25 protein-coding genes are annotated in these 20,553 nt (G+C 62.4%); 10 read left to right on the top strand and 15 right to left on the bottom strand.

Annotation, left to right across the window (positions count from 1 at the left end; all coding sequences use genetic code 11):
* Positions 1-20: 20 nt before the first annotated feature.
* Together NKH71_RS17645 and NKH71_RS17640 are read right to left on the bottom strand one after the other, a co-directional pair.
* Entirely contained in the window at positions 21-395 is a 375-nt protein-coding gene (locus tag NKH71_RS17645) for an ArsR/SmtB family transcription factor (RefSeq protein WP_352494862.1), read from the bottom strand.
* A 60-nt stretch (positions 396-455) separates the two neighbouring features.
* Positions 456-1,955, bottom strand: coding sequence for a LysM peptidoglycan-binding domain-containing protein (locus tag NKH71_RS17640; protein ID WP_352814827.1), 1,500 nt, complete (start codon positions 1,953-1,955; stop codon positions 456-458).
* 114 nt (positions 1,956-2,069) lie between these two features.
* Here NKH71_RS17640 and NKH71_RS17635 point away from each other — a divergent pair, with 114 nt between their 5' ends.
* Complete coding sequence (locus tag NKH71_RS17635) at positions 2,070-2,681, top strand: LOG family protein (protein ID WP_352895203.1); 612 nt, start codon at positions 2,070-2,072, stop codon at positions 2,679-2,681.
* 77 nt (positions 2,682-2,758) lie between these two features.
* Here NKH71_RS17635 and NKH71_RS17630 read toward each other — a convergent pair whose 3' ends face one another.
* Together NKH71_RS17630 and NKH71_RS17625 are read right to left on the bottom strand one after the other, a co-directional pair.
* Positions 2,759-3,091, bottom strand: coding sequence for a LysR substrate-binding domain-containing protein (locus NKH71_RS17630; RefSeq protein ID WP_502900385.1), 333 nt, complete (start codon positions 3,089-3,091; stop codon positions 2,759-2,761).
* On the bottom strand, positions 3,069-3,677 hold the full coding sequence (locus tag NKH71_RS17625) for a LysR family transcriptional regulator (RefSeq protein WP_352895202.1): 609 nt from the start codon (positions 3,675-3,677) through the stop codon (positions 3,069-3,071). Before NKH71_RS17625 ends, NKH71_RS17630 begins: the two co-directional genes overlap by 23 nt.
* A 118-nt stretch (positions 3,678-3,795) precedes the next feature.
* On the opposite strand from NKH71_RS17625, the gene NKH71_RS17620 reads away from it, so the two are divergent.
* Entirely contained in the window at positions 3,796-4,086 is a 291-nt protein-coding gene (locus tag NKH71_RS17620) for a muconolactone Delta-isomerase family protein (protein ID WP_023719855.1), read from the top strand.
* A gap of 54 nt (positions 4,087-4,140) precedes the next feature.
* Here the strand turns inward: NKH71_RS17620 and rarD are convergent, their stop codons facing one another.
* The 8 genes from rarD to cysS all read right to left on the bottom strand — a co-directional run bounded on the left by rarD (position 4,141) and on the right by cysS (position 11,140).
* A complete protein-coding gene (rarD, locus tag NKH71_RS17615) occupies positions 4,141-5,073 on the bottom strand; it encodes an EamA family transporter RarD (RefSeq protein WP_352481840.1) in 933 nt (310 codons plus the stop codon).
* A gap of 127 nt (positions 5,074-5,200) precedes the next feature.
* Positions 5,201-5,740, bottom strand: a complete 540-nt coding sequence (locus NKH71_RS17610; RefSeq protein ID WP_051409686.1) for a hypothetical protein — start codon at positions 5,738-5,740, stop codon at positions 5,201-5,203.
* A 4-nt stretch (positions 5,741-5,744) separates the two neighbouring features.
* Positions 5,745-7,367, bottom strand: coding sequence for a citramalate synthase (gene cimA, locus NKH71_RS17605; RefSeq protein ID WP_198030508.1), 1,623 nt, complete (start codon positions 7,365-7,367; stop codon positions 5,745-5,747).
* Entirely contained in the window at positions 7,364-8,320 is a 957-nt protein-coding gene (pip, locus tag NKH71_RS17600; protein ID WP_023719859.1) for a prolyl aminopeptidase, read from the bottom strand. Before pip ends, cimA begins: the two co-directional genes overlap by 4 nt.
* Positions 8,317-8,793, bottom strand: a complete 477-nt coding sequence (locus tag NKH71_RS17595) for a GFA family protein (protein ID WP_023719860.1) — start codon at positions 8,791-8,793, stop codon at positions 8,317-8,319. The genes pip and NKH71_RS17595 overlap by 4 nt, the downstream gene beginning before the upstream one ends.
* Positions 8,790-9,281 carry a GFA family protein gene (locus NKH71_RS17590; protein WP_352494860.1) on the bottom strand — a complete coding sequence of 164 codons (492 nt, stop codon included), beginning with the start codon at positions 9,279-9,281 and terminating at the stop codon, positions 8,790-8,792. The genes NKH71_RS17595 and NKH71_RS17590 overlap by 4 nt, the downstream gene beginning before the upstream one ends.
* 6 nt (positions 9,282-9,287) lie before the next feature.
* Positions 9,288-9,674, bottom strand: coding sequence for a VOC family protein (locus NKH71_RS17585; protein ID WP_352788908.1), 387 nt, complete (start codon positions 9,672-9,674; stop codon positions 9,288-9,290).
* Positions 9,671-11,140 (bottom strand): cysteine--tRNA ligase, encoded by a 1,470-nt coding sequence (gene cysS / locus NKH71_RS17580; RefSeq protein ID WP_352895201.1) that lies wholly within the window; start codon positions 11,138-11,140, stop codon positions 9,671-9,673. Before cysS ends, NKH71_RS17585 begins: the two co-directional genes overlap by 4 nt.
* 419 nt (positions 11,141-11,559) lie before the next feature.
* Here cysS and NKH71_RS17575 point away from each other — a divergent pair, with 419 nt between their 5' ends.
* Entirely contained in the window at positions 11,560-11,709 is a 150-nt protein-coding gene (locus NKH71_RS17575) for a hypothetical protein (protein ID WP_023677745.1), read from the top strand.
* A 57-nt stretch (positions 11,710-11,766) separates the two neighbouring features.
* Here NKH71_RS17575 and NKH71_RS17570 read toward each other — a convergent pair whose 3' ends face one another.
* On the bottom strand, positions 11,767-12,528 hold the full coding sequence (locus tag NKH71_RS17570; RefSeq protein ID WP_352814821.1) for an SOS response-associated peptidase: 762 nt from the start codon (positions 12,526-12,528) through the stop codon (positions 11,767-11,769).
* 123 nt (positions 12,529-12,651) lie between these two features.
* On the opposite strand from NKH71_RS17570, the gene NKH71_RS17565 reads away from it, so the two are divergent.
* The 4 genes from NKH71_RS17565 (at position 12,652) to NKH71_RS17550 (ending at position 15,035) form a co-directional block, all read left to right on the top strand.
* Positions 12,652-13,077, top strand: a complete 426-nt coding sequence (locus NKH71_RS17565) for an NUDIX hydrolase (protein WP_352481843.1) — start codon at positions 12,652-12,654, stop codon at positions 13,075-13,077.
* A gap of 48 nt (positions 13,078-13,125) precedes the next feature.
* Positions 13,126-13,503 (top strand): TIGR02301 family protein, encoded by a 378-nt coding sequence (locus tag NKH71_RS17560; RefSeq protein WP_352895200.1) that lies wholly within the window; start codon positions 13,126-13,128, stop codon positions 13,501-13,503.
* A gap of 374 nt (positions 13,504-13,877) precedes the next feature.
* Positions 13,878-14,135 (top strand): hypothetical protein, encoded by a 258-nt coding sequence (locus NKH71_RS17555; protein ID WP_023677749.1) that lies wholly within the window; start codon positions 13,878-13,880, stop codon positions 14,133-14,135.
* A gap of 96 nt (positions 14,136-14,231) precedes the next feature.
* Positions 14,232-15,035, top strand: a complete 804-nt coding sequence (locus tag NKH71_RS17550) for a hypothetical protein (protein ID WP_023719867.1) — start codon at positions 14,232-14,234, stop codon at positions 15,033-15,035.
* 34 nt (positions 15,036-15,069) lie between these two features.
* On the opposite strand, the gene NKH71_RS17545 is transcribed toward NKH71_RS17550, so the two are convergent.
* On the bottom strand, positions 15,070-16,401 hold the full coding sequence (locus NKH71_RS17545; RefSeq protein WP_352788917.1) for a dihydroorotase: 1,332 nt from the start codon (positions 16,399-16,401) through the stop codon (positions 15,070-15,072).
* An 83-nt stretch (positions 16,402-16,484) separates the two neighbouring features.
* On the opposite strand from NKH71_RS17545, the gene ygfZ reads away from it, so the two are divergent.
* The 3 genes from ygfZ (at position 16,485) to NKH71_RS17530 (ending at position 20,180) form a co-directional block, all read left to right on the top strand.
* Positions 16,485-17,345: a CAF17-like 4Fe-4S cluster assembly/insertion protein YgfZ gene (gene ygfZ, locus NKH71_RS17540; protein ID WP_352788919.1), complete on the top strand. Its 861-nt coding sequence runs from the start codon at positions 16,485-16,487 to the stop codon at positions 17,343-17,345.
* The gene (locus tag NKH71_RS17535; protein WP_023719870.1) at positions 17,345-17,977 is read left to right on the top strand and encodes a YfbR-like 5'-deoxynucleotidase; all 633 of its coding nucleotides are present in this window, start codon (positions 17,345-17,347) and stop codon (positions 17,975-17,977) included. Before ygfZ ends, NKH71_RS17535 begins: the two co-directional genes overlap by 1 nt.
* A gap of 64 nt (positions 17,978-18,041) precedes the next feature.
* A complete protein-coding gene (locus tag NKH71_RS17530; protein WP_352481847.1) occupies positions 18,042-20,180 on the top strand; it encodes a putative bifunctional diguanylate cyclase/phosphodiesterase in 2,139 nt (712 codons plus the stop codon).
* Between the two features lie 91 nt (positions 20,181-20,271).
* Here the strand turns inward: NKH71_RS17530 and NKH71_RS17525 are convergent, their stop codons facing one another.
* Positions 20,272-20,544: a DUF3303 domain-containing protein gene (locus tag NKH71_RS17525; protein ID WP_023719871.1), complete on the bottom strand. Its 273-nt coding sequence runs from the start codon at positions 20,542-20,544 to the stop codon at positions 20,272-20,274.
* Positions 20,545-20,553 lie beyond the last annotated feature (9 nt).

The raw sequence follows: 20,553 nt of genomic DNA, 5'->3' as shown, positions 1-20,553 counted from the left end.
CTTGTTTACCTTTTTATATCTTAGCGGCCGGAGCAGCAGGAATCGACCAGCGCGGCCAGCGACGCGGAAACATCGGCGAGCGCAGCACGGTCGAGCTCATAGCGCGAGCGCTGGCGGTCAGGCTCGAAGCGGATAAGCCCGGCTTCGACCAGAATCTTCAAATGCTGGGAAACGGTGGACTGCGCCAGGTCGAGATGCTCGACGACCTCGCGACAGCAGCAGGAACGGCTTGCGGAAAGGTGTTTGAGAATTTCGATCCGCGCCGGATGCGAAAGGGCCGCGAGCCGGACAGCGACGGAGCGGCTATCCGGCGTACAGTTGGCCGGCGTGCAGTTGGCCGGCGCGTGTTCATCTGCCGCGCGGCGTCGGTCCGTTACGAGGGAGGATTCGGTCATCGTCCATCGGCGATAAACGATGACTGGCCCTGCCGCAAGCTATCCTGATGGGCAGAACGGCTACTCAGTCTTGACTGGCGCCGTCGTCATCTGGTCGCCCATTGCCTTGAGATCGGCGGGCTCGCCTTCTTTCGATTTCTCCGGCACCTTGAACACCTGCCCCGGCCAGATGCGGTTCGGATTGCTGATCTGGTCCTGGTTGGCGAGATAGATGGTCGAGTAGCGCATGCCCTGGCCATAGACCCGCCGCGAAATCCGCCACAGCGTGTCATGGCGGCGGATAATGACTGCGCCATCGGCATGTTCGAGCTTGGGGCCTACGGTCTCGGGAGCTTCGCCCGGAGGCGTCGCGACGGCCATTTCGGCCGGGGCCTCGGTGGCAGGAATGGGGGCAGTTGCGGGCGTTTCGGCGGCTGTCGCCGGTGCGGCTTCGGTGGCCGGAGCGTTCGGCTCGGCTGGTTTTACCTCGGCAGGCTTTGGCTCGGCGGGTGCGACGGCGGCAACCGCCTCGCCCGGCTCGCGTTCGAACGGCACGGCGGCACGAGCCACCACCGTCACCCCGTCGGCGTCGAGCGCGTCGACATGGATGGTGTAGGTGCCGACCGGGACGTCGCGTGTCGCTTCGACCAGGAAGTGGCGGTCGGGCGAGGTCTTCGCGTCGCCGAGCAGGATATCATTGGCATAGGCGCGCACCTTGCGGCCGGGATCGGCGACCCCGGCAACGAAAATCTTGTTGCCGTCGATTTCGACGGCTTCGACGACGACCTTGGGCTCCGCCGTGGAAGTAGCAGGCGCTGCCGGTGTGGCGGGCGCTGCCGGAGCCGGTGCGGCTTCAACAGCGGCCGGCGCGGCAGAAGCAGGCGCTGCTGGAACATCAGCCGCCGGGGCGGCCGGCGCTGCGGCAGCCGGCAATTCGGTGCCGGTGGCGGGTGGCTGAACGGCCGCCTGTTCGCCGGTTGGCGGCGAGGCGTCAGATTTTGCCTCAGGGGCGGGAACAGTGAGCAGTTCGGACGGCTTTCCCGGCTCCTCGACCATTGCCAGCACTTGACCGGTGGAATTCTGGGGAATCGAAACGACGGCGGTCTGCGCCGAGGCGGTCACGACATTGTCGGCCGTAGAGCGAAGCGTGATCGTATAGTCGCCGGGCTTCAGCGGATCGTCGAGAATAATGGCAAAGGCGCCGTCGGGACCGGCGACCGTCGAGCCGAGCACAGTCGAACCGTTGAGAATCTCGACCTTGGCGTTGGGCGCTGCATTGCCGGCGACGACGATCGAGCCGTTGCTTTCGACGCGCACGATGTCGAAGGTCGGCACGATCGCACCTGCAGCGGCCGGCGCGGCGGGCGTCGCCGCATCGGTGGACGCGGCGGGCGCAGACGGCAGCCGCCCCTCGGTTGCCGGAGCGACCGGTTTCGAAACCGGCGGCGTCAGCGCCGCGACTTCCGCAGGCGGGGTAGAATTGAGATACGGGTCGAGTGCGCCCGATACATAGGCGGTTCCCGCCGCAGCGACGGAGCCGCCAGCCGCGAACAAAAACGCCTTCAACGGATTAATTGCCATGTTTCCCTGCCCCTTAGCCACCTAATTTCGGTCTAGCCTGTTTTGCCAAAGCCGACAAGAAAAAGCCCGCTCCGGGGCTTGACCATGCCAATAGTCCCTATCACCAATCATAACATGAACACGATTCGATCTGTCTGCGTCTATTGCGGCTCGTCCCCGGGCCGAGATGAAACCTATATCAAGGCCGGACACCTGCTTGGCCGCTCGATCGCCAAGTCCGGCCTGCGTCTGATTTATGGCGGCGGCACTAAAGGTATCATGGGTGCCGTCGCTGAAGGGGCATTAAAGGCCGGCGGCAAGGTAACGGGCATAATTCCACGTTTTCTGATGAACCGGGAGGCGACCGAAACCGCGCTTGACCGGCTCGACGAGCTCGTCATCACCGACAACATGCACGAGCGCAAACACAGGATGTTCGAGAAATCCGACGCCTTTGTGGCGTTGCCCGGCGGCATCGGCACCGTCGAGGAGATCGTCGAGATCATGACTTGGGCGCAGCTCGGACATCATCGTAAGCCGATCGTCTTCGGCAACGTCGGAGGGTTCTGGGATCCGATGCTGGCGCTGCTCGACCACATGGCAACGGAAGGCTTCATCCACACCGCGCAGCGGGTCAAGCCGCTGGTGGTCGAGGACCCGGAAGCGATCGTAGCCGCCATCATGGTGGCGGGATCCTCCGTCGATGCACCGACGGAGGGCGTGCAGTCGGTGATTGATAAAATGTAGAGTGAGTAGGGAGTAGGGAGTAGGGAGTAGGGATAGACACGCGCGCCGGTTCGGAAGGTGTTGTACTTTACTATTCACTATTCACTATTCACTATTAACTCCTTCATTAACTCCTTCCCTACTGCCTTCCTTAAGTCCGCGATGACCGCCCGCTTGTCCTGACGTCGCCAGGCGAGATGGATCGAGACGGTGCGTTCGAACCACGGCAGATCGCGAAACACGATCTGAGGCGGCGCGGCACTCCGCAGGCTGGCCTGCACCGTCGCCAGCCCAAGCCCGGCGCTGACCAAGCCCAACGACGTCAACGGATCGGTCGTCTCATAGGCTATGTCGGGCAGGAAACCGGCCTTCGCACAGGCGGCGAGAAATTGGCTGCGGTTGGTGTCGTCAGGCTGGCGCACCACCGTGATCCAGGTGCGTCCGTCCAGTTGCTGCGGCAGTATCTCCGCGATTTTCGGCCAATGGATCGCTTTCCGGCATCGCCAGAACCAGAGGCTCGCGCATAATGAGCAAGGCGGCGATGTCGGGATCGTCGGCAGAAGGAGGCGTGTAGACGAGGCCCAGATCGAGCGATCGTTCGCGCAGCGCTTCGATCTGCGCGGCGGAACGCTGGCCCTTCAGTTGAAGATGAAATTCGGGCCGGTCGCGGCGAAACTGGCGCAGCATCCGAGCGACAAGCCCGGCATGGACCGCACCTTCGACATAGCCGATGGCGAGACGGCCGACCGTACCGCTGGCGAGATTGCGGCCGAGCTCCTCCAGCCGTCTTGCATGGGCCAGCAGCGCACGCGCCTCGGTAAGAAAGGCGCGGCCTTCGGGATTGAGATGAACACGCTGCCTCGCCCTCTCGAATAATGTGATGCCCAGTTGCTGCTCCAGCTGCATGATCTGGCGGCTGAGCGGCGACTGCGAGATGTGGAGCAATTCGGCGGCACGCCCGACATTGCCGGTTTCGGCCACCGTGATGAAATAGCGGAGCTGGCGCAGGTCGAACATTGTTGCTCCGATGCTCAAGTCCCGTGAGGTCTCAACTTTAGCCTAATCAGTCTTGGACTGTCTGGCCAGCCGAAGCGAATATTTTCGCCATTCCAACGGCCAACATCAGGAGATTCCGATGCAGTTCTTTGCCCTTCTTGTGCGCAACACCGAAAAGTTCACCGACGCCGATTTCGCGCCTCTGCTGCCCGGCGAGGCCGAGCAGCGCCGCACGCTCTATGCCGAAGGCGCCGTGCGTCAGGTGTGGAATCGAGGCGACATTCCCGGCAGCGGCATGATGTTCGAGGCCGGCAGCGATGCCGACGTGCGCAGCCATCTCGCAACCTTGCCGCTGGTCAAGGCCGGCATGATGGACATTGCCGCCGTCGTGCCGCTGCAGCCCTATCCAGGCTTCGGGCCGAAGCGCTGAGCGACCGTGAAAGAGGCGGCTGCCGGCATTAGGCCCGCCAGCCGCCTTTCTTCGTTACGCGGATCGAGCGGATGCGGCGACGGTCTTGCGCGCCGAAGAAAACATCGACCAGGAGTACATCGCCAGCGCCGCCCAGATCAGGCCGAAGGCGATGGCCTGAACGCTGCCGAAGGGTTCGCCGAAAATCAGCACCGCGATCAAAAAGACGATTGTCGGCGCGATATATTGCATGATGCCGATGGTGGAGAGGCGCAGCAGCCTGGCGCCGAACGCAAACAACAGCAGCGGCACGGCGGTGACCGGTCCGCAGCCGACCAGCAAGGCGGTGTCGTTCAAGGAGCTGGAGACGAAATGATCCTGTCCTGTGGCGATCAGGAAGACGATGTAGCCGAGCGCCGGCACCGACAGTAGCAGCACTTCGAGCAGGAAGCCCTGGCTTGGACCAATTGGCAGCGTCTTGCGGAAGAAGCCATAGGCGGCAAAGGAAAAGGCCAGCACCAGCGACACCCAGGGCAGCTTGCCAGCGTCGATGGTTAGCACCGCGACGGCGATTGCCGCGAGCACCACCGCCGCGATCTGCAGGCGGTCGAGCCGTTCGCCGAGCAGCAGCGCGCCGACAACGACGCTGACCAGCGGGTTGATGTAATAGCCAAGCGCGGTCTCGATCGTGCGGTCGACCGCGATCGCCCAGACATAGATGCCCCAGTTGACCGAGATCAGCGCCGCCGTCAGCAGCGCCATCGAAATGATGCGCGGCGAACGAACGGCCGCTTTGAAATCGGCAGTGCGGCCCGCCCAGACCAGGACGGCGGCCGCGATCGGCACCGACCAGACGATGCGGTGGGCGATGACTTCGGCCAGCGGCAGATGCGCGACAGCCTTCATGTAGAAGGGCAGCAGCCCCCAAAGCAGGTAGGCGCCGAGCGCCAGCAAGAAGCCGCGACGAGCTTTGGTATCGGCCTCGATTTGAAGTACTTGGGTAGCCATGGCCCAAGGCTATGCGCCAGCGGCCCCGGCAAGACCATCGCAAAGTTCTGATGGATCAATGGAGTCTCGCTGATGGTTCAAGAACCCGGAGTTTTCACCAGTTCATTGAAATGCGCGAAGCCCGCAGTCATTTGGTCTCGCCGGGCGCAGGCACCAATTCCATGAATTCCGCTCCAACGGTGTCGTGACGAAAGCCCGTCACGCATTCTGCCACCTCGATCGGAATATCGGCGATAAAGTCTATGGCGGCAGCACCTGCGTCCTCGCGATCCTGATCTGCGAAGCGCTCGCGGCGGATCTCCTCGAAACAGGATGGAAGGTTTCCTGTCGCTTCCAGGTTGCGCGCACCGTCTGCGCTGGTGTGTCGTATGCTCCAGACTTCGTGCCCGTCGCGCCACTGTTCGGCCCATTGCAGCATGACCGTATCGATATTGTGAACGACGACAATGTCCCTGCCCGTCGAAAGGTTAGCCAGGCGCTTCTCGTCCACCAGGTCCATGTTCACGTCGTTAAAAATGACGACAGACCAATTTTGACCAACCGTCACGCCATTGTAGTCAAAATCAAAAACCTCGTCCGATTGTCCGCTCTGAGCCAGACCGAAAGCCAGCGCTGCCTTCGCGAGTGGCAGACCATTGAATGCGACCCAGCTTATCGTGAAGCCCATTTCCTCACTCCGCCGCGATCAGCCCGGCCATGTCGCGGTTCTTCATCAGCTTGTAGACGATCGAATCCATCAGCGCCTGGAACGAAGCATCGATGATGTTTTCGGAGACGCCGACCGTCCACCAGCGCGCACCGGTGCCGTCATGCGATTCGATCAGCACGCGGGTAATCGCCTCGGTGCCACCATTGAGGATACGCACCTTGAAGTCGGCCAGCTCGAGATCGGCGATCTCGCTCTGGAATTTGCCGAGATCCTTGCGCAGCGCAATGTCGAGCGCGTTGACCGGGCCATGGCCTTCGGCGACCGACATCTTCTCCTCGCCCTCGACCAGCACTTTCACAATCGCCTCCGAGACCGTCTTCAGCTGGCCGTTGGCGTCGAAGCGGCGCTCGACCATGCAGCGGAATGAAGTGACGCGGAAGAATTCCGGCACGCCATGCAGCATCTTGCGCGCCAGAAGCTCGAAGCTGGCGTCGGCGCCTTCGTAAGCGTAGCCCTCCGCCTCACGCTCCTTGACCACGGCGATCAGCGCGTCGAGGCGATGGTCGTCCCGGGGCATGTCGATGCCGCGCCGTTTCAGCTCGGCCATGAAATTCGCCTTGCCGCCTTGGTCCGAAACCATGACGCGGCGGCGGTTGCCGACAGTCTCTGGCGGCACATGCTCGTAGGTCGCCGGCTCCTTGGCCAGCGCCGAGGCATGGATGCCGGCCTTGGTAGCGAATGCGGAGGCGCCGACATAGGGGGCCTGCGCTTCCGGCGCACGGTTCAGCAACTCGTCGAAGGCGCGGGACAAGCGCGATATACCGGTCAACGCCTCCGCTGAAATGCCTGTTGCAAAGCGGCCGGCAAAGGCAGGCTTCAACGACAATGTCGGCACGATCGAGATCAGATTGGCGTTGCCGCAGCGCTCGCCTATGCCATTCAGCGTGCCCTGGATATGGCGCACGCCGGCCTCCACGGCGGCAAGCGAATTCGCCACCGCCTGGCCGGTGTCGTCATGGGCGTGGATGCCGAGATGGTCGCCCGGTATGCCGGCCGCGATCACCTTTTCGACGATGGCGCGCACCTCGGAGGGCTGCGTGCCGCCATTGGTGTCGCATAGAACCACCCAGCGCGCGCCGGCATCGTAGGCCGTCCTGGCGCAGGCCAGCGCATAATCGGGGTTGGCCTTGAAGCCATCGAAGAAATGCTCGCAGTCGACCATCGCCTCCTTGCCGGCACTGAGCGCCGCCTCGACCGAGGCCTTGATCGCCTCGAGGTTCTCCTCATTGGTGCAGCCGAGCGCGACGCGGACATGGTAGTCCCAGCTCTTGGCGACGAAGCAGATGGCATCCGACTTCGACTGGACCAGCGCGGTGAGGCCGGGGTCGTTCGAGGCCGACACTCCTGCCCGCTTGGTCATGCCGAAGGCGACGAACTTGGCATCGGCCGTGCGACGCTCGGCGAAAAAGGCGGTGTCGGTTGGATTGGCGCCAGGGTAACCGCCCTCGACGTAGTCGATGCCGAACTCGTCGAGCAGCTTGGCGATGGCGATCTTGTCCTCGACGGAAAAGTCGATACCCGGCGTCTGCTGACCATCGCGCAGCGTCGTGTCGAACAGATAAAGGCGCTCGCGAGCCATCGTCATTTCCCGGCAAACACGTCCGTTGCGCGGATCAGCCTGTCGAGGATGCCCGGCTCCGAATAGGCGTGGCCGGCACCTTCGATCAGATGGAAATCCGCTTTCGGCCACGCCTTGTGCAGCGCCCAGGCATAGCGCGCCGGGCACGGCATGTCGTAGCGGCCGTGAACGATGCTACCCGGTATATCCTTAAGCTTCCATGCATCACGCAGCAGCTGTCCCTCTTCCAGCCAGCCGGCATGGACGAAATAGTGGTTCTCGATGCGGGCGAAGGCCAGGGCATAATCATCCTGGCCGAAGGGACCGCTGGTTTCCGGTTCCGGCAGCAAAGTGATCGTCTCGCCCTCCCACAGGCTCCAGGCGCGAGCGGCCTCGACCTGCGCCACAGGATCGCTACCGACCAGCCGTTTGCGGTAGGCGGCCATCATGTCGCCGCGCTCAGCCTCCGGAATGGGCGCCAAAAACCGCTCCCATTTGTCGGGGAACATCTCCGAGACGCCGAACTGGTAGTACCATTCGAGTTCGGCGCGGGTCAGCGTGTAGATGCCGCGCACGACCAGTTCGCTGACCCGCTCGGGGTGTGTCTCGGCATAGGCCAGCGCCAGCGTCGAACCCCACGAGCCGCCGAACACCAGCCATTTGTCGAAGCCGCACATGTCGCGCAGCCGCTCTATGTCGGCGACCAGATGCCAGGTGGTGTTGGCTTCGAGCGAGGCATTGGGCGTCGATTTTCCACAGCCACGCTGGTCGAACAGGATGACATCGTACAGCGTCGGATCGAACAGCCGCCGGTGCTTTGGCGAAATGGTGCCGCCCGGTCCGCCATGCAGGAATACCGCCGGCTTGGCACCGCGGGTGCCGGAGCGCTCCCAATAGACCTGATGGCCATCGCCAACGTCTAGCATGCCGGACTCGAAAGCCTCGATCTCGGGATAGAGGGTGCGGAATTCGCTGCTCATAGTTTCAGGCCCTGGTGCGGCCAGTTGGCCGTCTCGTGATCGGGATGCTGGAAGGAGATGATTGACTCCTGTCGCGCGTAGAAATCCGGATCGTCGTGGATTGGCGCGTCGAAGATCGTCTCCACCCAAGGCAGCCTGGCGGCGTAGTTGACCTGGATCTGCGGCGCCAGATCGGAACGGTCGTCGAAGGCGCCGATGGCGATCTCGAGCGCGCCGGGCTGGCGGTAGGTCAGCGGCGTGCCGCAGCGGGCGCAGAAGCCGCGATCGATGTTGACCGACGACTGAAAGTAACTCGGCTCCTCGCGCAGCCATTCGACGCCGTCGCTCGGCACTGTCACAAGCGCGCCGAAAAACGAGCCGAACTGTTTCTGGCACATGCGGCAATGACAGATCGAGGGGCGGCCGAGCGCGCCGTGGATGCGGAAGCGCACGGCGCCGCACTGGCAGCCGCCGGTACGAACGGTTTCGGTCATGATCTTTCCTCCGGCGGCCATTGTTCGGTGTCATGGTCGGGATGTTGGTAGGAGACGAGGTCGGCGAGATAGGAGGCAGACGAGACGTCGGCCATCGTTTCCTCACCGGGCAATTCGTGGACATGATCCACATAGGGGAGCTTGGCTTCGACACCCCATTGGATCGTCGGCGCGATCTCCTCGGGGTGGTCGAATGCGGCGATGGCGAGCGCCACGCCGTCGGTCGCTTCGAAGGTCAGCGGCGTGCCGCATTCGGCGCAGAAACCGCGCAACGCCGCATTGGACGAGCGGAAGCGTTTGGGCTCGCTGCGCGTCCAGTCGAGTCCTGCGCCGCGCACCGAGACCAGCGGCAGGTAAAAATTGCCGCTCGCCTTCTGGCACATGCGGCAATGGCAGACGGAGGCATCGCCGAGCGCGCCTTCGACGCGGAAGCGCACTGCGCCGCACTGGCAGCCGCCCGTATACACCGGTCTGTTGTCAAGGCTCATCGCATTTTACTCCGGAGCATGGCAGACCGCCTCGACATTGTTGCCGTCGGGATCGAAGACGAAGGCGCCATAATAGTTCGGATGATAGTGCGGGCGCAGGCCCGGCCCGCCATTGTCCTTGCCGCCGGCGGCGATTGCCGCCGCGTGAAAGGCATCGACCTCGGCACGGCTGCGCGCCGTGAAAGCGGCGTGTTGATGATCCTTCGGCTTGTCCTTGCCGGCATGCAGCCAAAACACTGGCCGGTCGCGGCCGTAGCCGCCGACCTTGGCGCCGCCGGTATATTCCTGCGGCACCATGTAGAGCAGCGAGGCACCAAGCGGCGCCATCGCCCTGTCGTAAAAAGCTTTCGACACGTCGAAATCCAAAACGGTGATGCCGAGATGATCGATCATCTTTTTACCTCCCAGGTGGTGATGCGTTCGCCGGTGACAGGGTCCTTGCCGTCCTTCAACTGGATGCCTTGCGCCAGCAACTCGTCGCGGATGCGGTCGGCCTCGGCCCAGTTCTTGGCGGCGATCAGCGCGAGGCGTTTGGCGATCGCTTTGGCAATGGCGTCTTCATCCACCTTGGCTGTTGCGACGTCGAAGCCGAGGAACAGCAGCGATGCCTTCAGCAAAGTGGCAGCATCGTTGTCTTCGGCGGCTGCGTTGCTGCTACCAGCGTCGAAATCAACAGCATCGCCAGCCAACTGGGTCAGCAACTGGAATGCGGGATAGGTGGCGAGGTCATCCGACAGCACTTCGATCACATCCGCCGGCACCGATTTTGCCGTTGGCGGCGCCAGATCGGCCGCTCGCTTCCATTTGCGCAGCGTATTCTCCGCCTCTTCCAGCTTGCGTACGGAAAAGTCGATCGGCTCGCGATAATGCGTCATCAGCATCGCCAGCCTGAGCACCTCGCCCGGCCATTTGCGGCCGCCAAAAGTCTCCGTCTCCAGCAGTTCGGTGATCGAATAGAAATTGCCCAGGCTCTTGGACATCTTCTGGCCCTCGACCTGCAGGAAACCGTTGTGCATCCACACCTTGGCCATCGTTTCGGTGCCGTGGGCGCAACGTGACTGGGCGATCTCGTTCTCGTGGTGTGGAAAGATCAGGTCGAGACCACCGCCATGGATGTCGAACACCTCGCCGAGATAGGCGGCCGACATCGCCGAGCACTCGATGTGCCAGCCCGGCCGACCCCTGCCCCACGGACTCTCCCAGCCCGGTTCCTCGGGCGAAGACAATTTCCACAGCACGAAATCCTGCGGGTTCTTCTTGTGCGCATCGACGGCGACGCGGGCGCCTGCCTGCTGCTCGTCGAGATTGCGCTTCGACAACTGTCCGTAGTCCGGCATGGAAGCGGTGTCGAACAGGACTTCTCCAGCTGCGACATAGGCATGGCCGCGTTCGATCAAGCGTTGAATCAAGAGGATCATGTCGACCTTGCCGTCGGGCCTAGGCTCGACGAACTCGGTGGCGCGCGGCTCGACCGTCGGTTCCAGGCAACCGAGCGCCGCCACGTCCTTGTGGAACTGATCGGCGGTCTTTTCGGTGACCCGCGTGATCGCTTCGTTCAGCGACAGCTTGCCCAAGGCAATCTCGCCGCCGAAATCGCGCAGCGCGCGAGCGTTGATCTTGTCGTCGACGTCGGTGATGTTGCGGACGTAAGTGACATGCGCTTGCCCGTAGAGATGGCGCAGCAAACGGAACAGCACGTCGAAGACGATCACCGGCCGCGCATTGCCGATATGGGCGAAGTCGTAGACCGTCGGGCCGCAGACATACATGCGCACGTTGCGCGGATCGATCGGGAAGAAATCCTCCTTGCTCCGCGTTAGCGTGTTGTAGAGGCGCAGGCTCTTCGATGCTTCAGACATACGTGCGTTCCGGTGCGTTACTTTGTTTGAGCATGATCTTTTGGGATCGTGCTCTGGATGGAGTCGGTCACGCCGAGGCGCAAAATCGAGCTCCAGCCTGCTGGCCGGGGCGTTTGTCCAATCTGGGAGGAGATGAGGCGAAAACGTCCAGGACCAGCGCGAGGCTAGTCGATAATGCAAATGCCACAAATGGCGAAAGACGTTTTCATGGCCGGCTTTATCGCCTTGCCCGGTGTTGCCGTCAAGTCGCTACCTTCGCCAAAAATATCGTTGGCTCACAGGAAATGAGCCACTGAAACATTTTATTAAACAGATCGGCACTGTCATGAAACATTCGCCGGCTAGATCAGCAAGCGTCACGATTTGGTCGGATTCGGCCAGCAAACGCAGACACGAAGACGTTACCAGGGAAGAGAATAATGCCTAAGCAAGAATCCAACCGCGCCAAGCAACCGGCGCTCGCCAGCCATTACCGGGCGATCGGCCCGGCAGCAATCGTCGCAGCTCTTCTGCACACCGCGAAGAAGAAGAAGCCGGCACAGAAGATCGTGTCGCCACGCGCTGCCTGAGAATGCCGTCGGGTGAAGATTGAGGCGCTCACGGTGTCCTGGAAATAGTAGCTTTCGCTAAAATAATGTCATTTGACTGTCGTTCGCGCCGGACTTCTGGCGCTTGACCTTCTCGGGCTCAGGCTCGACGACGCCCTTCTCCTGAATCTCCGGCCCGGTATTGGCGACCTTGTTGACGAGGTCGGAAACCGGGATCGCTTCGAAGAAATCGGGCCGGGTGGGTCTCAGCAGATCGGCCACATCACGCGGCTCGAGCGTGCGGCAATCCAGCCAGCGCGCGAAATCCTCGGGATGGATCACCACCGGCATGCGGTCGTGGATATGGGCAGTATCGGCATTGGCGTGGGCGGTCAGAATGGCGCCGGTGTCCATTTCCGAGCCACCCGGCTCGGCATACGTCTCAATCAGCCCGGCGAAGGCGACAAGCCCTCCATGCTTTGGCCGCATCCAATAGGGCTGCCCTCTTCTGCCAGCGGTTTGGTGCCATTCGTAGAATCCCGAAGCCGGTACCAGGGCGCGGCGATGGCGCATGGCAGCGCGAAACGACGGCTTTTCCGAAGCCCCCTCAGAACGCGCGTTGAACAGCAGCGGGAAGTTACGCGTATCCTTGACCCAGGCCGGGATCAGGCCCCAGCGCACCAGCATCGAGCGGCGGTCGGGCAGGTTCGAGCCCGGCGCCTGCGGCAATCCGGCGAGCGCCATCAGCACCGGCTGCGTCGGCGCGATATTGTAGCGGGGCGGAAACTCCTCCAACTCCGCCAGACCGAGAAGGGCGGCGGTCTGGTCCGGAGTGGCGGTCAAGGCAAAGCGTCCGCACATGAATTCAGCTCTCGAATGGGTGACATGTGAAAGTGACCATGGAACCTGCCTTTCGCAACCGCTAAAGCTGTTCGCCGACGGCCGGTCCACAACGGGCTATGCCAATCGAGCGATCGGGAACCCATGGAAGCACGTAAGATCATTCCGGCAGTCTCGGTCTGCGTCGTGCGCGAGAACACGGTGCTGCTGGTCAAGCGGGCCAGACCGCCCTCGCAGGGCCTTTATGCCTTTCCCGGTGGCAAGGTCGAAGCCGGCGAGACGCTGGAACAGGCAGCAAGGCGCGAATTGCTGGAAGAGACCGGATTGCAGGCGCGCAACTACCGGCCGCTGCGGGAAATCCACATCGACGGCAGCGGCGACGGGCATCCGGTCGACTACCGGCTGACGGTGTTTGGGGCCAACTATGCCGGCGGCGAGGCGGTGGCCAGTGACGACGCCGAAACCGCCGCCTTCTATACACTGGCCGAAATGACAGCGATGCAGCTTGCCGATGCAGTGTTTGATATCGCCGACGACCTGCTGGCCACCAGCAAGGGCGGCGCGAACTGAGCTTGAGAATCGCCTTGCAGGCAACAAATTGTTTCAGCACAAGGGCTCATGAACCGCACATCACCGTTTCTCGCCGCCTGCCTCGCCGTTAGTGTGGTTGTCGGCTTGCGTCCTGCCATTGCCGCCGAGGCGCCGTTCGAGCCCGGGCTGTTGCGGCTGGCGGAAGTGCTCGGCTCGTTGCATTTCCTGCGCAATCTATGCGGCGAGAAGGGCGACCGGTGGCGGGCCGAGATGGAAAAACTGATCGCATCAGAAAATCCGAACCCTGAGCGGCGCGCCCACTTCATCGCCAGCTTCAACCGCGGCTACCGATCCTTCGGCGGCAGTTATACGCAATGCACCGCCTCGGCGACGGAAGCCATCAGCCGCTACATGAAGGAAGGCGAGACACTGTCTCGCGACATCGCCTCGCGCTACGGGAACTGACGGCGGCAGCTGCCGTTCCGGCAAAGCGGAATCAAGCGTCGGCGCTGTTGGCGGCGGACGCGTTCGACACTTCTCCGCTTGCCTCGGGTGAGGTCTTGGTGCAAACCTGATGTTGCACTTTTGCAACTATGTTAACGAAACGTTAGCGCGCAGATGTGAAATTAACTCAAACTGAAGGTTTCCGTCCCCTTGGCCGGCCTAATCGGCTAAGTTTGAAACGGATCGGACGCAGGTTTGCTTAATGCGACGGGTTTTGTAGAAAACGACCAAAAAAATGTCGCATTTACAAGTACTTACTTCGCCTGCGTGTAAAAGGGACAACTCAAGCTTGATCCCTATCCAACGGATCACCGCTTGAAAGGGTGGACATCGCAATGGAACATGGCGTCAACGACATCGACGCGCTGGTCAGGGAAGAAAAGCGCCTGACCGCCGTGGAAAGCCACAGCGAAGCCTGGGCGGAAGGATTGTCGGCGGGGATCGAGCCGGAAATCATCGCCGAGGCAGCCCTCGAAACGGCATTCGGCGAGATGCTGCGAACCAATGGCGAGACCTCGGCGCTTGCCCTGCTCGATCGCATGCGCGAAAAGGTGATTGCCGGGGCCTTCGAGCCCGAAAGGCTGCGGCACTGACCCCGGTTCTTTGACGACGGCGCGTCGCCGGACATCATGTCCGGGCACATCATGTCCGGGCACATGAGTGGGCCTGGAACCAGGGAGTAGCAGGCGGTGAATTTTTCGATATCAGGCAAGCCGCGCGGCCTGGTACTCAGCATTTGGCTTATCGCCTCCTGCGCCACGATTCCACTTGCACTGTTTCTTGCGAGCAGTCCCGCTCACGCCCTCAGCGAGATCAAGCGCGAAGACCTGCCTTCGCCGGTCACGCCGCCGCCCGACGGCGACATGTCGCCGCCCGGAAGTACCGTGCCGATGCCCGGCCCGCTCGGCACGACGCCACCTGCAGCCAGCCAGCCGACTCCGTCCGACGAGCCAAGGCAAACCGAACCGAAAGGGCCAGCGGACGATGGCGGCATGGCCAATCCGCATGTCGATCCGGACGCGCCTGTGCCCGAAGTCGTTTACGACCTTGCCAAGTTGCCGGAACCGGTCAGGCGCATGCACGATCTGATCGTCGAGGCGTGCAAAAGCGGCGACATCGAAAGACTGCGGCCGCTGATCGGCACGGGCGACATGATGACCCAATTGTCGCTGGGCGACATGGAGGGCGACCCGATCGCCTTCCTGAAAGGGCTTTCAGGCGACACGGAAGGCCAGGAAATCCTCGCCATCCTGGAAGAGGTGCTCAATGCCGGCTATGTCCATGTCGATGCAGGCACGCCGCAGGATCTCTACGTCTGGCCGTATTTTTTCGCCCTGCCGTTGGACAAGCTCGATGCCAGGCAGCGGGTCGAGTTATTCAAGATCGTCACTGCCAGCGACTATGACAACATGAAGCAGTTCGGCGCCTACATTTTCTACCGCGTCGGCATCACGCCGACCGGGCAATGGACGTTCTTCGTCGCTGGGGATTGAGTGGTCAGGCCTGGCCCTTATTGAGGCAGGGAGCTTAGCCCGCCAACGCCTCGGAAAACTCCACCGCCCTGCCTTGGCCTGGCGTGGCAATCTCGCCTTCCCACATCACGCGCCGGCCCCGAACGATAGTGCCGACCGGCCAGCCGGTCACCTGCCTGCCGTCATAAGGCGTCCAACCGGCCTTGGAGCCTTGCTGGGCGTTGGCGATGATCTCGCGGCGCTTCAGGTCGACGATGGTCAGATCGGCATCGTAGCCGGCGGCAATACGGCCTTTCCTGGCGATGCCGAAAATGCGCTGTGGGCCATGGCTGGTCAGGTCGACAAAGCGCTGCAACGTCAGCCGGCCGGCGTTGACATGATCCAGCATGATCGGCACCAAAGTCTGCACGCCGGTCATGCCTGACGGCGACGCCGGATAAGGTTTTGCCTTCTCGGCCAGCGTGTGCGGCGCATGGTCGGAGCCGAGGACATCGACAACGCCTTGCGCAATGCCCTGCCAGACCCCCTCGCGATGGCGCGCGGCGCGCACCGGCGGGTTCATCTGGATCAGCGTGCCTAACTGCGCATAGTCATCTGCGCTCAGCGTCAGATGATGCGGCGTCGCCTCGCAAGTCGCGACATCCTTGTGCTGTTCGAGGAAGCCTATCTCTTCGGCGGTCGAGATGTGCAGCACATGGATCCGGGCACGGACCTGGCGCGCGATGCGCACCAGGCGCTCGGTGCAGCGCAATGCGGCGATCTCGTCGCGCCACACCGGATGTGAGGACGGATCGCCCTCGATGCGCTCGCCGAGCCGCTCGCGCAGCCGGAACTCGTCCTCGGAGTGAAAGGCGGCGCGGCGGCGTGTGTTCCTCAGGATCGAGGCAACGCCTTCGTCGTCCTCGACCAGCAGGTCGCCGGTGGACGAGCCCATGAACACTTTTATGCCGGCCGCACCCGGCAGCCGCTCGAGATCGCCGGCGTCTTTTGCATTGTCGCGGGTCCCGCCGACCCAGAAGGCAAAGTCGCAATGCATGCGGCCGGTGGCCCGCCGCACCTTGTCGGCAAGAGTCGCCTCGCTGGTGGTCAGCGGATTGGTGTTCGGCATCTCGAAGACGGCGGTGACGCCGCCAAGCACCGCTGCCCGCGAGCCCGTCCCCAAATCTTCCTTGTGCTCCAGTCCCGGCTCGCGGAAATGCACCTGGCTATCGACGACGCCCGGCAGGATATGCAATCCGCGGCAGTCGATTGTCTCGCCGGCCGACGCCTGGCGGAGATCGCCGATGGCAGCGACGCGCCCACCATTGATGCCGACGTCGCGAAAACCCTCGCCATCGTGGTTGACCACGGTGCCACCTGTCAGGATGAGATCGTAGATGGGGGCCATGCGGATCAGGTCTCTTGCGGGGGAAGTGCCAGCGGCTTACGTAATGGCCGACAGTTTTGCAAGATCAGGCTCGTTTTCCCACCATGCCCTTTGCCTCGCTCAGAGATCGCGCACTCCTTTCCGTGTCTGGGCCGGATGCCGGGCACTTCTTGCAGAATATCCTGACTACCGACCTCGACGTGCTCGGCAGCAGCGAAGCAAAGCCCGGCGCCCTGCTGACGCCGCAAGGCAAGGTCCTGTTCGACTTCCTGATCTCGCGCGCCGGCGAAAATGCTTTCCGCCTCGAATGCCGTGCCGAGACCGCCGACGATTTCATGCGCCGGCTGACGCTCTACAAGTTGCGCGCCAAAGTCCAAATTTCCAAGCTGGATCAGCCTGTTGTGACCGTCCTATGGGAAAGCGCTTCAACTGCCTCGCAATTTGAATCAGCACCGTTTGCCGATGCGCGGTTCGTCGATGCTATCGTCAAACGCTTCTATGATGGCACCGCAGAAGGAGGCGACCTTGCCGCATGGCAAGCCTTTCGCATCGCCCATGGCATTGCCGAAAGCGGCACCGACTATCAGCTCGGCGATGCGTTTCCGCATGACGTGCTGCTCGACGAGATCGGCGGCGTCGGCTTCAAGAAGGGCTGCTATGTCGGCCAGGAGGTTGTCTCGCGCATGCAGCATCGCGGCACTGCCAGACGCCGGGTGTTGATCGTCTCGGCCGAACGCTCCCTGCCCGCCTCGGGCGCAGAGTTGACCGTGGAGGGGCGGCCGGTCGGCACGCTTGGCTCGACCGCCGGCACGACAGGCCTCGCCATTGCCCGCATCGACCGGGTCAAGGCAGCGTTCGACGCCGGCCTGCCGATCCTGGCTGACGATGTCGCCGTGTCGCTCACCATCCCGCCCTGGGCGAAATTCAGCTTTCCGCAGGAAGCCGTCGGCGCGGAGGAGGCCTGATGGCGGCCGATCGCGCCGGGGCGCCGCCGCGCGCCTGGCAGCGCATGCTGTCCGGGCGACGGCTCGATCTCCTCGACCCCTCGCCGCTCGACATCGAGATCTCGGATATCGCTCACGGCCTTGCCCGCGTCGCGCGCTGGAACGGCCAGACCAGAGGCGAGCACGCCTTTTCGGTCGCCCAGCATTCGCTGCTCGTCGAAACGCTTGTCGGCGAGCTGATGCCGGATGCCGACGCCGATGCGCGGTTGGCGGCGCTGCTGCACGACGCGCCGGAATATGTCATCGGCGACATGATCTCGCCGTTCAAGTCCGTGATGGGCGGCAGCTACAGGGACTGCGAGATCAGGCTGCAGCGCGCCATCCATCTGCGCTTTTCGCTGCCAGCGGAACTCGACGCGGGACTGCGCAAGGAGATCAAGCGAGCGGATCAGATCGCCGCTTATTTCGAAGCGACGCTGCTTGCGGGTTTTTCAACGGCAGAGGCGACGGAGTTCTTCGGCCGGCCGCGCGGCTTCAATGCCGAGCGCTTCGATGTCACGCCGCGCTCGGTGACCTGGGCGCAGAATGCCTTTCTCAAACGGTTTGCGGCGATCGAGAAGTCGCGACGCCAGACTGCCGTTCCAGCCGGCTGAAAACGGTAAATTAACCGGCAAGGACAAGAGTGCCGTGGTTAACCACGGTCCATAGGCGCGCTACATGCCCGTTGCCGGTATCAAGGCAGGTTCGTCCGTCCGCCGACGACGGGTCAAAGGCGTTGGTCTGCCGCAACGGATTGAAGACGAACTGCGCGAACAGAACGAGCGTTTTTCGGCAGCGGTCGAGAACATGTCGCATGGCCTGTGCATGTTCGATGCCGATGAACGGATGATCATCTGCAATAGGAACTACATCAGTATCTTTCGCCTCGACGCCGAAGTGGTACGGCCCGGCATCCGGTTTTTCGACATCCTCCAGCACAGCGTGGACATCGGCATCGCCTCGCAAAGCGCTGAGCAACTCTATGCCATTCGCAAGCCCTATATCGACCAGGCAAAACCTTCCACCTATGAGGAAACGCTTGCAGACGGGCGTATCGTCAACATTTCGCACCGGCCGCTGGCGTCGGGCGGTTGGGTATCGATCTACGAGGATATCACCGAGCAACGGCGCGCCGAGCAGGAGTTGAAGGAGCAGCACCGCCGTTTCGACGCGGCACTTGCCAACATGTCGCAAGGACTTTTGATGTACGACGCGGACGGCAAGCTGATCGTGCGCAACGAACGTTTTCTGGAACTTTACCATGTCAGGCCGGCCGACCTCCCGCTTGGCATGAGCCACCGTGATGCCTTTAAGCGGCTGCTGGAACTGGGCATTTACACAAAGCTCGACCCCGACAGCGAAATTTCGCAAATCGAAGCCTGCCTGCGGGCGGGCAAAACACACGTAACGCATCGCCATCTTGCCGATGGCAGAACGCTGCTGGTTGCACGCCGGCCGATGAGCGGCGGCGGCTGGGTCGCGACATTCGACGACGTGACCGAGCGCAGGCGCGTGGAAGAGCGCATGACCCACCTTGCGCATCACGACACACTGACCAACCTGCCCAATCGCTCGATGCTTCGCGAACGGCTCGACCAAGCCCTTAGCGAGACGAAAGACGGATCGCTGGCGATATTCTCGCTCGACCTCGATCACTTCAAGGCGGTCAACGATACTTGGGGCCACCCTTCCGGCGACTGGCTGCTGAAATGCGTGGCCGAACGGCTGCAACGGTGCCTGCGCAATGAAACGGACGTTGTCGCTCGCTTCGGCGGCGACGAATTCGTCATAATCCAGTTCAATCTCAAAAGCCCGGGCGATGCGGAAAAACTGGCCAAACGCATCGTCGAGATCATCGGAAAGCCGTTTCGCGACAAGCGACACGACATGCGCGTCGGCATCAGTGTTGGCATCGCGCTGTTTCCGAATGACGGCAAGGACACCGACACTTTGCTGAAAAACGCCGATATGGCGCTCTATCGGGCAAAGAGCGAAGGGCGCAACCTCTACCGTTTCTTCGAACCAGCCATGGATGCGATGGTGCGCGCGCGCCGGGCGCTCGAAATCGATCTCAGGGCGGCGCTGTCGCGCCGGGAATTCGAGCTGGATTTCCAGCCGATCATGAACATCGCCTCCGGCGAAATCGTCGGTGCCGAAGCCTTGATGCGCTGGCGTTCGCCAGTGCGCGGCCTGGTGCGTCCGGACGACTTCATTCCGGCCGCCGAGGAGACCGGGCTGATCGTGCCGCTTGGAGAATGGGCGCTGCGGAAAGCCTGCACGACCGCGGCAGGCTGGGCGCCTTTGCGCATCGCAGTCAATGTCTCCGCCGTGCAGATCAAAAGCGGCACCTTTGCCCGCAGCGTCATCTCGGCGCTGGCGTTCTCGGGCGTGCCGGCCAACCGGCTTGAACTGGAAATCACCGAAACGGTGCTGATGGACGAGAGCGATCTGGTGCTCAAGACACTGAGGCAGCTGCGCGATCTGGGTGTCCGCATAGCGCTGGACGATTTCGGCACCGGCTATTCCTCGCTCGGCTACCTCAGGCGCTTTCCCGTCGACAAGATCAAGATCGATCGCTCTTTCACCCGTGACATCGACAGTCGCGATACCGCGGCGATCGTGCGCACCATCATCGGGCTTGGCGCACAGCTGGGCATCACCGTCACCGCCGAGGGTGTCGAGACCGAAGCGCAGCTTGAATTCCTGCAAAAGGAGGGCTGCGTCGAGGCCCAGGGCTATTTGATCGGCGTGCCATCGAAAGCGTCGGACATCAACCGGCTGCTGAAGTCGAACGCGACGATCAGGCAATCCGGCTAAGTGCGACAGCCGGGCGAGCCAGTCATCGGCTCAGCCTGGACATCTGCCATCAATACAATGTCTGGATATACCTCGTCGAAGCGCGCGCAGGTCAGAGATGTCCGCTCAACGCCTCCACCATATCCTTGTTCGTCGCCACGGGAACGATCTCGAATTCGACCAGATCCGCCCATTCGATGACCCACCGCTGCAGGAGTGTGACGTCATCGGCCTCCACCAGCAGGAAGCAGCGGCTCATATCCGCTGCGATCCAGCTGTGGTGCACGAGCAGCGCGTCCGGCTTCAGGCGGCCCTGGTCGCGGAAACGGCGGTAGATCTCCTTACGGTCGCAGCCGCGAAAATCCTCGGTTACGAAGAACAGCATCTTTTTCCC

The organism is Mesorhizobium sp. M0983, assembly GCF_040318975.1.
Classification (GTDB): domain Bacteria; phylum Pseudomonadota; class Alphaproteobacteria; order Rhizobiales; family Rhizobiaceae; genus Mesorhizobium.
Note: the sequence above shows the minus strand (reverse complement) of the source record. Positions and strands in the feature narration are given on the sequence as shown.

Bases quoted from the DNA above. Each gene is read 5' to 3' on its own strand.
- ygfZ (WP_352788919.1), top strand. From the start codon at position 16,485: ATGCCCTTTGCCTCGCTCAGAGATCGCGCACTCCTTTCCGTGTCTGGG.
- NKH71_RS17590 (WP_352494860.1), bottom strand. From the start codon at position 9,281: ATGAGCCTTGACAACAGACCGGTGTATACGGGCGGCTGCCAGTGCGGC.
- cysS (WP_352895201.1), bottom strand. From the start codon at position 11,140: ATGTCTGAAGCATCGAAGAGCCTGCGCCTCTACAACACGCTAACGCGG.
- NKH71_RS17530 (WP_352481847.1), top strand. From the start codon at position 18,042: ATGCCCGTTGCCGGTATCAAGGCAGGTTCGTCCGTCCGCCGACGACGG.
- NKH71_RS17565 (WP_352481843.1), top strand. From the start codon at position 12,652: ATGGAAGCACGTAAGATCATTCCGGCAGTCTCGGTCTGCGTCGTGCGC.
- NKH71_RS17610 (WP_051409686.1), bottom strand. From the start codon at position 5,740: ATGGGCTTCACGATAAGCTGGGTCGCATTCAATGGTCTGCCACTCGCG.
- NKH71_RS17560 (WP_352895200.1), top strand. From the start codon at position 13,126: ATGAACCGCACATCACCGTTTCTCGCCGCCTGCCTCGCCGTTAGTGTG.
- pip (WP_023719859.1), bottom strand. From the start codon at position 8,320: ATGAGCAGCGAATTCCGCACCCTCTATCCCGAGATCGAGGCTTTCGAG.
- cimA (WP_198030508.1), bottom strand. From the start codon at position 7,367: ATGACGATGGCTCGCGAGCGCCTTTATCTGTTCGACACGACGCTGCGC.
- NKH71_RS17570 (WP_352814821.1), bottom strand. From the start codon at position 12,528: ATGTGCGGACGCTTTGCCTTGACCGCCACTCCGGACCAGACCGCCGCC.
- NKH71_RS17635 (WP_352895203.1), top strand. From the start codon at position 2,070: ATGAACACGATTCGATCTGTCTGCGTCTATTGCGGCTCGTCCCCGGGC.
- NKH71_RS17525 (WP_023719871.1), bottom strand. From the start codon at position 20,544: ATGCTGTTCTTCGTAACCGAGGATTTTCGCGGCTGCGACCGTAAGGAG.
- NKH71_RS17545 (WP_352788917.1), bottom strand. From the start codon at position 16,401: ATGGCCCCCATCTACGATCTCATCCTGACAGGTGGCACCGTGGTCAAC.
- NKH71_RS17625 (WP_352895202.1), bottom strand. From the start codon at position 3,677: ATGTTCGACCTGCGCCAGCTCCGCTATTTCATCACGGTGGCCGAAACC.
- rarD (WP_352481840.1), bottom strand. From the start codon at position 5,073: ATGGCTACCCAAGTACTTCAAATCGAGGCCGATACCAAAGCTCGTCGC.
- NKH71_RS17620 (WP_023719855.1), top strand. From the start codon at position 3,796: ATGCAGTTCTTTGCCCTTCTTGTGCGCAACACCGAAAAGTTCACCGAC.
- NKH71_RS17535 (WP_023719870.1), top strand. From the start codon at position 17,345: ATGGCGGCCGATCGCGCCGGGGCGCCGCCGCGCGCCTGGCAGCGCATG.
- NKH71_RS17595 (WP_023719860.1), bottom strand. From the start codon at position 8,793: ATGACCGAAACCGTTCGTACCGGCGGCTGCCAGTGCGGCGCCGTGCGC.
- NKH71_RS17575 (WP_023677745.1), top strand. From the start codon at position 11,560: ATGCCTAAGCAAGAATCCAACCGCGCCAAGCAACCGGCGCTCGCCAGC.
- NKH71_RS17585 (WP_352788908.1), bottom strand. From the start codon at position 9,674: ATGATCGATCATCTCGGCATCACCGTTTTGGATTTCGACGTGTCGAAA.
- NKH71_RS17555 (WP_023677749.1), top strand. From the start codon at position 13,878: ATGGAACATGGCGTCAACGACATCGACGCGCTGGTCAGGGAAGAAAAG.
- NKH71_RS17640 (WP_352814827.1), bottom strand. From the start codon at position 1,955: ATGGCAATTAATCCGTTGAAGGCGTTTTTGTTCGCGGCTGGCGGCTCC.
- NKH71_RS17645 (WP_352494862.1), bottom strand. From the start codon at position 395: ATGACCGAATCCTCCCTCGTAACGGACCGACGCCGCGCGGCAGATGAA.